The sequence below is a fragment of the Flavobacterium sp. genome, from assembly GCF_035456225.1.
Lineage (GTDB): Bacteria > Bacteroidota > Bacteroidia > Flavobacteriales > Flavobacteriaceae > Flavobacterium.
In genome coordinates this window covers 1-12,019 of record NZ_DATIDM010000061.1, presented here as the reverse complement: position 1 = coordinate 12,019, position 12,019 = coordinate 1, and the positions used below count along the sequence as shown (strand labels likewise).

7 protein-coding genes are annotated in these 12,019 nt (G+C 37.6%); 2 read left to right on the top strand and 5 right to left on the bottom strand.

What is annotated here, in order from left to right; genetic code table 11:
- Together rpsT and typA are read left to right on the top strand one after the other, a co-directional pair.
- The coding region (rpsT, locus tag VLB74_RS03540) for a 30S ribosomal protein S20 (protein WP_325202081.1) at window positions 1–175 on the top strand (175 nt) is incomplete at its 5' end.
- Window positions 176–320: 145 nt separating this feature from the next.
- On the top strand, window positions 321–2,120 hold the full coding sequence (gene typA / locus VLB74_RS03535; protein WP_325202080.1) for a translational GTPase TypA: 1,800 nt from the start codon (window positions 321–323) through the stop codon (window positions 2,118–2,120).
- Between the two features lie 49 nt (window positions 2,121–2,169).
- Here the strand turns inward: typA and VLB74_RS03530 are convergent, their stop codons facing one another.
- The 5 genes from VLB74_RS03530 to VLB74_RS03510 all read right to left on the bottom strand — a co-directional run.
- Window positions 2,170–2,424 carry a GlsB/YeaQ/YmgE family stress response membrane protein gene (locus VLB74_RS03530; protein ID WP_325202079.1) on the bottom strand — a complete coding sequence of 85 codons (255 nt, stop codon included), beginning with the start codon at window positions 2,422–2,424 and terminating at the stop codon, window positions 2,170–2,172.
- Between the two features lie 84 nt (window positions 2,425–2,508).
- Window positions 2,509–4,809 carry a choice-of-anchor L domain-containing protein gene (locus tag VLB74_RS03525; RefSeq protein ID WP_325202078.1) on the bottom strand — a complete coding sequence of 767 codons (2,301 nt, stop codon included), beginning with the start codon at window positions 4,807–4,809 and terminating at the stop codon, window positions 2,509–2,511.
- Window positions 4,810–4,904: 95 nt separating this feature from the next.
- On the bottom strand, window positions 4,905–7,277 hold the full coding sequence (locus VLB74_RS03520; RefSeq protein WP_325202077.1) for a T9SS type B sorting domain-containing protein: 2,373 nt from the start codon (window positions 7,275–7,277) through the stop codon (window positions 4,905–4,907).
- Window positions 7,278–7,305: 28 nt separating this feature from the next.
- Window positions 7,306–10,653, bottom strand: a complete 3,348-nt coding sequence (locus tag VLB74_RS03515) for a T9SS type B sorting domain-containing protein (RefSeq protein WP_325202076.1) — start codon at window positions 10,651–10,653, stop codon at window positions 7,306–7,308.
- 38 nt (window positions 10,654–10,691) lie between these two features.
- Window positions 10,692–12,019, bottom strand: a 1,328-nt coding sequence (locus VLB74_RS03510) for a T9SS type B sorting domain-containing protein (RefSeq protein WP_325202075.1), incomplete at its 5' end; no start/stop codon positions are given.

Genomic DNA, 12,019 nt, shown 5'->3' with positions numbered 1-12,019 from the left:
AACTACACGTAATGCTATTAAGGCAATCCGTTTAGCTACAGATAAAGCTGAGGCGTCTGCAAAATTATCTTCTGTAATCTCTATGATTGACAAATTAGCGAAGAAAAACATCATCCACGCTAATAAAGCTTCAAACTTAAAATCAAAATTAACAAGACACGTAGCTGCTTTATAGTAGGTGTTCTTAGAAAAATAATCAAGCTCTCATCACTGAGAGCTTTTTTTATTGTTATTAATAGGTTAAAATTTAGCTAACTACTTCATAGTTAGTATTTTTAATTCAAAAAATAGTTGTACTTTTGCACCTTCAAAATTTGTATATGACTTCAATTAGAAACATCGCGATTATTGCTCACGTTGACCACGGTAAAACGACATTGGTTGACAAAATTATGTATCACTGTCAGTTATTCCGTGAAAACGAGAATACAGGAGATTTAATCCTGGATAACAACGACTTGGAAAGAGAAAGAGGTATTACCATTACTTCCAAAAACGTTTCCGTTGTTTATAAAGGAACTAAAATTAATATTATCGATACTCCTGGTCACGCCGATTTCGGTGGAGAAGTGGAACGTGTGTTAAACATGGCCGATGGTGTTTTATTGTTAGTAGATGCTTTTGAAGGACCAATGCCACAAACGCGTTTCGTATTGCAGAAAGCAATCGATTTAGGTTTGAAGCCATGTGTGGTGGTAAATAAAGTAGATAAAGAAAACTGTACTCCGGAAGAAGTTCATGAGAAAGTTTTCGACTTAATGTTCGAATTAGGAGCAGAAGAGTGGCAGTTGGATTTCCCTACCGTTTACGGTTCGGCTAAAAACAACTGGATGTCTGACGATTGGAAAAATCAAACGGAGAACATCGAGCCGCTTTTAGATATGGTTTTGGAACACATTCCTGCACCTAAAGTTTCTGAAGGAACACCTCAGATGTTGATCACTTCTTTGGATTTCTCTTCTTTCACAGGACGTATCGCTATCGGTCGTTTACAAAGAGGTGAACTTAAAGAAGGTCAGAATATTTCGTTGGTAAAACGTGACGGAAAGATCATCAAATCAAAAATTAAAGAATTGCACACTTTTGACGGACTTGGACGTAAAAAAGTTGAAAGCGTAAAAGCTGGAGATATCTGTGCTATTGTTGGATTAGAAGGTTTCGAAATTGGGGATACTGTTGCTGATTTCGAAAATCCGGAAGCATTGGCAACTATTGCAATCGACGAGCCTACAATGAGCATGTTGTTTACAATCAACGACTCGCCATTCTTCGGTAAAGAGGGTAAATTCGTTACTTCAAGACACATCAAAGACCGTTTAAATAAAGAGTTGGAGAAAAACCTTGCTTTAAGAGTAAACGAAACGGATTCTGCTGATAAATTTATGGTTTTCGGACGTGGAGTACTTCACTTATCGGTACTTATCGAAACAATGCGTCGTGAAGGTTATGAATTACAGATTGGCCAGCCTCAGGTTATCATCAAAGAGATTGACGGAGTGAAATGTGAGCCGATTGAGGAATTAACTATCGACTTACCTGAAAATGTTTCCGGTAGAGCGGTTGAATTTGTAACGGTTCGTAAAGGTGAAATGTTAAGCATGGAGCCAAAAGGGGAGCGTATGATCATCAAATTCAACATTCCTTCACGTGGTATCATCGGATTAAGAAATCAGTTATTGACTGCTACAGCTGGTGAAGCAATCATGTCTCACCGTTTCTTGGAATACCAACCGTTTAAAGGTGAAATCCCTGGACGTTTAAGTGGTTCATTAATCTCTATGGAAAACGGAAAAGCAATCCCTTATTCAATCGATAAATTACAGGAAAGAGGTAAATTCTTCGTTGATCCGAATGAAGATATCTATGAAGGTCAGGTTATCGGTGAGAACTCAAGAGGAGATGATATGGTTGTTAACGTAACTAAAACTAAGAAGTTAACAAACGTGCGTTCATCAGGAGCTGATGATAAAGCAAGAATCATTCCTGCTATCAAGTTCTCTTTGGAGGAAGCTTTAGAGTACATCCAGAAAGATGAGTATGTAGAGGTAACACCTAAATCGTTACGTTTGCGTAAAATCTACCTGAACGAAAACGACAGAAAGCGTTTCAAAATTGACTAATTTCAAGTTTATATTAATAAAAAAGCCGTTCGTTTGAACGGCTTTTTTATTAATTGGCTTTTCCCCTGAAAAGGAGGTTAATGATTGCTAAAATGACAATAGCTCCAATAGCTCCAGTTAGTATAGCACCTATGACACCTTCGCCTAAACTTATACCTAATTTGCCTAAAAGCCAATAACCGACAAAACTACCCAAAATACCAACAACGATATTTCCAATCAATCCTAAACTGCTTCCGCTGAAAATTAAGCTTCCCAACCAACCGGCAATTGCTCCAATAATTAAAGTGACAATAATTTCCATAATTCATTGATTTACAGATTTTAACATGTAAAGTTACCACTTAAAAATCAATAAATTTATACAGAAGTTTTTTATTAATAGGAATTATCGTTTCAATGCAAAATGTCCTTTAATGGTTCTTCCATCGTTTAATCTCAATTCAAACCAATAATCGGTGGCGGGTAATGGTTTATTCAGATATGTTCCGTCCCAACCTTCTTTGGAGGGATTGAACTGTTTCATAAGTTTTCCGTATCTGTCAAAAATGTACATTACCGAATTTGGAAAATTTATCTCGAGATTCTTTATTTTCCAGGTATCATTGTATTGGTCTCCGTTCGGAGTAAAGAATTTAGGATAATCCAAAACATAAGCTATTCCAGTTGTATAGCCACAATTATGCTTGTCACGAACATATATTGTATATATTTCAGGATTTAAATTGGTGAAGAAATTACTGTCCTGATAGTTAATATTGTCCAATGAAAATTCGTAATCACCGATGCCCTGCACATAGACAGTAATTGAATTTTGATTACCCTGAAAATTATTTTCTACTATATCTATGATAATTGCCGGAGCCGAACTAGTTACGGTATATTTTTTGGTTGCCAGACACCCATTATTGTCGGATACTGTAACATGGTATACTCCAGGTTGAGTGACAGTTATTGTTTGTGAAGTTTGCAATGGATTAGTATCCCAAGCGTAAGTCGTAAAATTACTTCCGGGATCTAAAACCAAGCTACTTCCTTCGCATAGATATACGGTTTCGTCGTTGAAGTTTTCAGGAGTCAGTACATTAACAATCAGTGTTATGGGCAGGATTTGATAACATTCATAGCCGTCTGTAATTCGGGCATAAATAATTTGTTCGTAAGCAATGGTGTTTGGGTAATTTGTAGGTAACGGATTGCTTGATGATACAGCATCTTGCGAACTCGCATAATATTGAAAGGAAACCCCACTCGGCAAGCCAGGGTTGTTATTTCTGATGTTTTGTGAAACCGTATCTAAATCAAACTGGTAGTATCCATCCAGAGTGGTGTCCAAATCACAGGTCTCAATCGGACCGGTCTGGGTCATCGGATTATTTGGAATCTGCAATGTTATTGTTGTGTATGCAAAACAACCGAATTGATCTTTCACTTTTGCGATTACAGAATTTTGCGCAGGGGCATTTTGAAAAGCTAAAGGGTTTTGTAGTTGATTTAATTCATTTTGAGCGTCAAATAGATTGGAGAAATACCCTGTAATGGTTAAGTCGGGATTCCCACCGGTTATGATTTGGGAAACATTGGTCAGATTGAAAGTAGTGATTCCATCATTGTTATCATCACATTCAATTATTGTGGCATTTGTTGTGGTTATCGTGGAATATTCAATATCAATTTGGCCGGAAGTGGTACAAAGACCGTTTAGAAAAACCTCTACTTTATAAGTTCCGGGACTATTGACAAGGTATGTCGGATTTGTTTCGCCGGGTAAGAGAACGTTGTTTTTAAACCATTGGTAGGTATTGGAACCTGATAAAGCACCATTTAAAAGCAGCGACTCTCCCTGGCAAACCGGATTTCCTGTAGCAATCAATCGGTTTGGTCCAAAATCTGGTCCGAATCCAAAACTGTTTGCTTTTAAAAAAATTGCTGAATCATATGAAAAATCCGATTGATCAGCAATTACTAATTTTATATGGTATAATTCTCCCCGATCAACTGCTGATTGTGCGGTCATGATTTTGGTTTGACCATTAAAGTTAGTTGGATAATTAATAGGGTTGTAGCTTCCGAAATAGGAAGGGTTAACTGCGCCGCAATGGCCTGGAACATTAGGATGTATGGTTGTTACCTTTACAGGAGTGTTTGTTCCGGGGATTACGGCTAAATTTTGATAAGGAGCCGTGTCGTTAACTTTTTTAATCAGGAAAGCAAAACCATCGGAATAATCACATTGCATTTCATCTACATATTCTTCTGAGGCAAAAATGTAATCGAAACGGATTATGTCTGTTTGAGGGATGAAATCAAATTCTAAAACGGTACTGTTATATGTAAGGGAAATGTTTAAAGCTTCTTCCAGCTCTAAATCGCCCAACCAAAATGGATCACCATCATCAGAATGATAACTATTCGGTCCTATTGCTGACGACGCTTTTCCGCTTGACAAAATTATTCCGTTTTGAAAAGGAAAATCGGGCGATGTATTTGTAAAATAAGCATAGCTTTTGGAATTGTCGTTAAATACACCACCTGAAACAGAAAAATTTGAAGCAGGAATACAATCACTGTTCATCAATACATCGCTTACAAGCTGTTGTGCGGTATAGCTTTCATCGATTTGGATGAACTGTGCCTTGGCAATTACCGGTAAGAGTAAAAACATGTAAAAATAGAGCTTAAACCTCATGATGATCTTTGCGGTTTGATGATTTCAAAATAAATTTTTTGGTTATGAAATGATAAACTTGATAACTGTTCACTCGTAATTATTTTCAAATAATTTTATCGTTTCAATGCAAAATGTCCTTTAACAGTTCTTCCGTCTTCAAGTTTTAAAATATACCAATAATCTGTAGCAGGAAGGGGTTGGCCATTAAAAATACCATTCCATCCCTCTCCGTTAAAAGCCATTTCTTTTAATAGTTTTCCAAATCTGTCAAAAATCTGAATTTTACTTTTTGTGTAAAACCCACTTTTTGTGCCTTTGATTACCCAAGTGTCGTTGTAGCCATCCCCATTTGGTGTGAAAAATTTAGGAACTCCTAATACTGAAATTTCTTTAGGAGTCACTCCGCATCCATCTATATCATTAATATATACCGTATGTATTCCGGGAGTAACGTTTTCAAAATGGTTGCTTGTCTGGAACGGTCCTGTAGGCGAATCAAGGCTGTACTCGAATTCATTTTCATCTCCTTGTACATACACGGTAATTGCGTTGTTTTCCGACAAATCCAGAACAGATACAGATTCGATTAAAGCAATATCAGAATCTTTAACAACTACAGTTCTTTCTTTGGAACAGCTTAAGCTATTTGTAACGGTAACGGTATATGTCCCGGAAGCTAAAACATCAATCGTTTGAGTGGTTTCTCCTCCCGGTGACCATAAGTAAGTGAATGAATTAGGGTTTTGTAAACCGATGCCAGCATTCAAGGTTACGGGAACATTAGGCTCGTTTAAGCAGAAGACAGCATTGTCATCAATATCTATATTCGGCAAGGGATCTACAAATAAATCGACAATATTGATACCAATACAGTCATTACCGTTCTCAATCCGTGCAAAGAGACGTTGATTATCTTCTACAGTATTTATAAAATTGGTTGGTATTTCGTTTTCTTCCAATAAAGCATCATTACTGCTGGTGAAGTAGGTAACTATATTGCCTGTGATAGCAAATCCGGTGTCGGTTAAATCAAAAGTGGTAAATCCGTCTTCGGTCCCGTCTGCATCACATTCATGCAAAGCAGCGATAATCGTTGGATTTACTGTTACATTAAGGGTTAAAGTTGTAAAGGCATAACATTGCGTTGTGTTATCCGTAATTTTTACAGTAAGTGTCTGGGGGTTCTGAATATTGGTATAAACAGAATTCAGGGGAGTTGTACTTCCCAAAGTGTAAAATTCTATGCTGTAGTTAGGATTGTTACCGGTTAATGTGCCATTAGCTTCTGATAAATTAAAAGTTGTAAGACTATCAGGATTTAACTGAAAATCACATTGTGTTAATTGGGCAGCTGTAACTGGCGGAATTCTTTTTAATATCAGATTAAATGGTTTTTCAGCATAGCATCCGATAGCGGTATTTGTGATTTTTGCCCAAACTGTTTCGTTTGTTCCGGGAACTGCATTGGTGTAATTGTCAGGTAATGTTATCCCGCTGTTTGCAGTAGGATGATATGTAATAACAATATTTGGGTCTCCTCCGGTTAAAATCGAATCATTATCTCTCAAATTGAAAGTAACAAAACCGTCATTGTCTAAATCGCATTTTTCCAAATTTGAAGGGGTGTTGGTTTGGTATTGAGTTACATGCAAGTTGAAATCGGAAGTAGCAAAACAACCACTGGCTGTATTTGTCAAACGAATATACACTGTTTGAGGGTTGGTAGTGTTTTGGAAATTTGTAATATCTGGAATTTGATTTGTTCCTGTAATGGCATCATTTACAGAAGTATGAAAAGAAGCTGATACTCCGGTTTGATTGCCTATTGCCAATGAAGAAGTTTGGGTAAAGTCAAATGATGTTATGTTGTCATTAACCCCCGAATCACAATTACTCACATCTAAATTGTTTCCGTTTATTGTAGGTGGTGAAGTAAATGTGGCAGTTCCGGTCCAATTAATTGAAAAATTGCTTGTTCCGACAGGTCTGTCGATAACAATAAAATAGGTTTCACCCGCTAAAGCATTGATGGCTTGTACAAAACTGTTCCCTAACGTGCCGGGACCTTCACTCGTATCTGTTTCAGTGGTATTTAAACCGGTTTTATTGTTTGAAAGACCTGCAGCGGCCGGATTTGTTGTAGAACACCGAATGGAATGCCCAAGATTTGCACAGGTGGCATTCGGACCAAATATGAAAAAATCAAAATCCACATTGATAGAAGAACTTTGCGGAATCAGTTCAAAAGCGAGGGTTCCATTTGTTGCTATCGGCACCTTCAACCATAGACTGTTGGTTTCCATGGAGGAACAGTCATTGTTTGTGAAATCTAATTCCTGAATTCCTATACCAGTGGTGGAGAGTCCTGAAAAATTACTGTTTCCGCAGACAACTATTGCGTCCGAACAATTATTTTGTGTATATCCAATTTGAAATGAAAGGTGTGTAAATAAAATAAAGAAAATGGTTTTGGTAATTAGGTTCATTGTATAATGTAAACTTGTTTAAAAAAAGTTATCGTTTTAGGGTAAAGTGGCCTTTAACAGTCCTTCCGTCTTCAAGATTCAGCATATACCAATAATCAGTGGAGGGAAGAGGCTGACCATTAAAAATACCATTCCATCCTTCTCCATTGGGTGCCATCTGTTTTAGTAATTTTCCATAGCGGTCAAAAATGTAAATTTTACTGTTTGTATAAAATCCCTGTTCCATGCCTATGATTTTCCAGGTGTCGTTATAACCGTCTCCATTAGGGGTGAAAAATTTAGGGATGCCTAATACCAAAATTTCTTTAGGAATCACGCCACATCCGTCAATATCGTTCACATAAACGGTATGTATTCCGGGAGTAACATTTTCAAAATGATTGCTCGATTGAAACGGTCCTGTGGGGGAATCAAGGCTGTATTCAAATTCATCTTCATCACCCTGAACATAGATGGTAATTGTGTTGTTATCGGACAAATCCAAAACGTAAACAGATTCGATTACTGCAATGTCTGAATCTTTAACCACTATGGTTCTTTCTTTAAAACAGTTTAGGCTATTTGTAACGGTAACGGTGTAGGTACCGGAAGCTAAAACATCAATCGATGGAGTGGTTTCTCCTCCCGGTGACCATAAGTAAGTGAATAAATTAGGATTTTGTAGACCGATGCCTGCATCCAAAGTTACAGGAACAGTAGGTTGGTTTAAGCAGAAGACAGCTTCGTCATCAATATCTATATTTGGCAGTGGATCTACAAATAAATCGATAACATTAATGCCAATACAGTCGTTGCCGTTTTCAATTCGTACATAAATTTGTTGGGTATCCGCTACCGTATTGGTGAAATTAACTGGTTGCCCTATTTCATTTTCTTCTAAAAGTGCGTCATTACTGCTTAGGTAGTAGTTTGTTGTATTTCCGGGTTGTTCAAAACCAGCATCGGATAAATTGAACTCGGTAAAACCGTCTTCAGTGCCATCGTCATCACATTTGCGAAGTGGGACATGTGTTGTAGGGTTGGTGTTAACCGTTAAAGTTAGTGTAGTGGCCGCATAGCACCCTGTTGAATTGTCTATAACATGCACAGTAAGTATTTGAGGATTCTGAATGTTTGTGTAAATAGGGTTCAGTGCCGTAGGATTACCCTGTGCATAAAATTCGGTACTGTAATTGGGATTATTTCCGGTTAATGTACTATTAGCTTCTGATAAATTAAAAGTCGTAAAACCATCTGGATTTAACTGAAAATCACATTGTGTTAATTGCGCCGGAACAGCATTAGGCAGTGGATTTACAATTAAGTTAAATACACTCGTAGTGTAACAATTGGAGTTTAAATTATTTTCAATTCTTACAACTAACGGCTGTTGGAAAGGAATAGTGTTGTAGAATGAAAGCGGTTGTGGGTTGGTGTCCAAATCGGCATCATTCTGATTCAGGTGGTATGAAATTGTAAATTCACCTGCGTTTTGAGTTCCTAAAATACCATTGTTTAACAGGGAAAGATTAAAAGTTGTTTGTCCGTTGGCAGCATTCCCATCTGAAGTATCATCACATAAATTATAATCAGTAAGTGAATTGATCACCGGACCTTTGAAAACATTCACTGTGAAATTAGTTATATCATAACACAATTGGTTGTTTTTATTTGTAACCCTTGCATAAATTTCAAAAACAGGTGTTGTGTTTGTAAAACTTGTTGAATTAACTGCATTTGAATCGTCAATTGCATCCTGATTGGTAAGGAAGTATTTTACTTCATAAAAGGTTGGATCCTGACTTCCAAGGATAAGCCCTGAAAGCGTAGAAAAGTCGAACGTATATATTTGATCACCATCATCATCACATTGGTTTAATATCTGATTTGGAAGAGGAACCGCAGTCGGAACTTCGTGTATAGTAATGATTTGTTCATTAGTTATAGGGGCTCCACCCACTGTTACCGTAACAGTTACGGTGTAATCTCCGGGTGCGCCATAAACATGTGTCGGCGATAATTGGGATGAAGTAGTCCCATCTCCGAAATCCCATACAATACTTTCTAAATTCGGATTTTCAGGTATGCTGAATTGAGTTGCGTCTCCAAAACAAGTATTGCTCACCAAAATACTTGTGTTAAAAACAGAAGTGATAAATGGAGGCAATCCTAAAGAAGAGGTACCGTAAATTAAGGGCACTCCCATTTGTTGATAATTACATGCCAAACCGTTTATTTCAGGTTGGTTAATTACTCCAATATGGGAACTTATGTTCGATTGACTGGAGGAATTAGCACGATATATTTTTTTATTTGGCCCGAGCTGAAGTGCTCCTGGAGAAGCATTTGATTCTTCAATGATAACAGGGGTAAGAGGAGAAACAGTAAGGTCAAATTGAATAAGACGACTGATGGAACTATTGTTTAAACCGTTAGTCGCATATAATTTTTTTGAATCGGCAGAGAATTCCACACCATAAGGATTGCCTCCGTTTATTACAGTAATGGAATTTGAAACCACTCCGGTTGAATTATTGAAATCATGTAGTAGAACTTGTCCGTTTTCGGTAGTCCCGCCAGTTGTGTTTCCCAGTTGGTTGTGAGCTATCGCTATTTTTCTTCCGTCAGGAGATGATTTTAGGTAGCCAATGGAATTTCGTCTGTAACCGTTAACACTAACGGTTGGGCCAATTACGGAAATAACAGGATTTAAATCAACACCATTACTGTCTATTTTAAAGGCATAAAATTTATCTACAAAATGAGTTATGACCCAATAACCGGATCCGTTGTTGTTCTTTACAGCTGTAATTTTTTCGGAACATTTGTATTTCGCTTCCGAGTTAGCAAGCGGATCGTATGTTGTCAGGAAGACATTTCGGGTAGTAACATTACCGATGCTGCCATTATTTCCGGTAATGGATAAGTCTACAACAGAATAGGTTAAGCCATTGTTGAAACCATCATCCTGATCCGGACCTGTATTCGTGTTTTGATCAGGGAAAACGGCAGCATTATCGTTATGAGGTTCATCAACTGTGAAAATATAATAGATATTCGGATTTCCCGGTTTGGGAACAATAATGGCTGATTGGGTACTTGAAGGATCGCCTAAAAGGCCGGTTCCTGCATTGTAATTCCCATTAGGCATGATAACGTGGTTTCTGTCCCAAACATTTCTTCCGTCAGAATAGAACAAAAGATCCCCATCTGAATTGGATATGGAACTACAGCCTTCCAACGTGAATATTTGTCCGCCTGATAGTGGTACAACAGAACCATCCGGCATGAATTTAATGCCGGCACCATTACCAAAATACCAATTATTGGCTTCCCCCTGGGAATAGCAGGAAGCGCAAATAAGAAGTAACAGGAAGATATAATTAAAAGGTTTCATGATAAATGCTATGCATATAAAGACAAATGTAAGAATTTTTATCTTTTTAAGCTGAAATGTCCTTTAATAATTCGCCCGTTATCTAAAGAAAGTGTAAACCAGTAATCATCGGAAGGCAGTGAATAATTGTTTAAAGTACCGTTCCATCCGTCATTTAGTGGTGAAATATGTTTTACGAGTTTGCCATAACGATCAAAAACATAAAGTTTTGAATTGGGATAAAAAGCATCAAGATTTTTAATAAACCAGGTATCATTGTAGCCATCGCCGTTTGGAGTGAAAAATCGTGGGTAGTCCAAAACATAAACAGTTTGAGGCGGTGGATTGCCACAACCGTTTTTATCACGTACAAAAACCTGATATTCACCCGGTAAAACGTTCATGAAAATATTACTGTCCTGGTAATTAACCCCGTCTATTGAATATTCATAATTTCCGTTCCCGCTTACATATATTGTGATGGAATTATTCATCCCCGAAAAACTATTTACCTCAATATTGAGAATGGTTGCTATTTCTGAAACAGTCACAGTGAATGTTTTAGTAGCTTCACAATCATCCGAATTGGTTACGGTTACCGTATAACTACCGGCTTCCGAAACGGTTATGGTTTGAGTTGTCTGAACCGGTGTAGTATCCCAGGAGTAACTTGTATAACCACTTCCGGCATCCAATACGGTACTTTCCCCGTCACAAATCGCTACTGTTTCATCCTCAAGATCTGGGAAAGAACTTACGATGAGGGTAACGGGTAATATTCCAAAACAGTCCGGTCCATTTGTTATCCTGGCATAAATGATTTGTTGATATGCAGTTGTATTGGTAAAAGGCGTATTTAAAGGGTTATTCAAGAGAAACGCGTCTTGCGAACTTAAGAAATAATGAATTTCATAAGTGGAAGGGAGAGCATTGCTGGTAAGGATTTGTTGTGAAATCGTATCAAGATTGAATGGATACAAACCATCTTGTGGTAGAACTGAATCGCATTCCTTTACCGGATTAATTGGTGTTATAGCATTGTTGACTACCTGAAGCGTAATAACAGCGTAATCAATACAGCCAAACTGGAGGTTTTCAGTTCTAACTACAATACTGTTCCCGAAGGCGTTTGAATAGGTTTGCGGATTCGTAATTTCACTTTGTTCGTTTTGGGCATCGGTCAGATTATGGTAATAGCCTGTGATGTCCATTTGAGTATCTCCGCCTGTAATGGTCGGAATAGCATTTTCCAGATTAAAAGTTGCAATTCCGTCGTTATTATCATCGCATTGTATCAGAACTGTATCATTTGGTTCAGGGGCATATTCGACATTCATGTAACCGCGAACCATGCAGGTACCTACATCGGCGACCAACATGTATACTC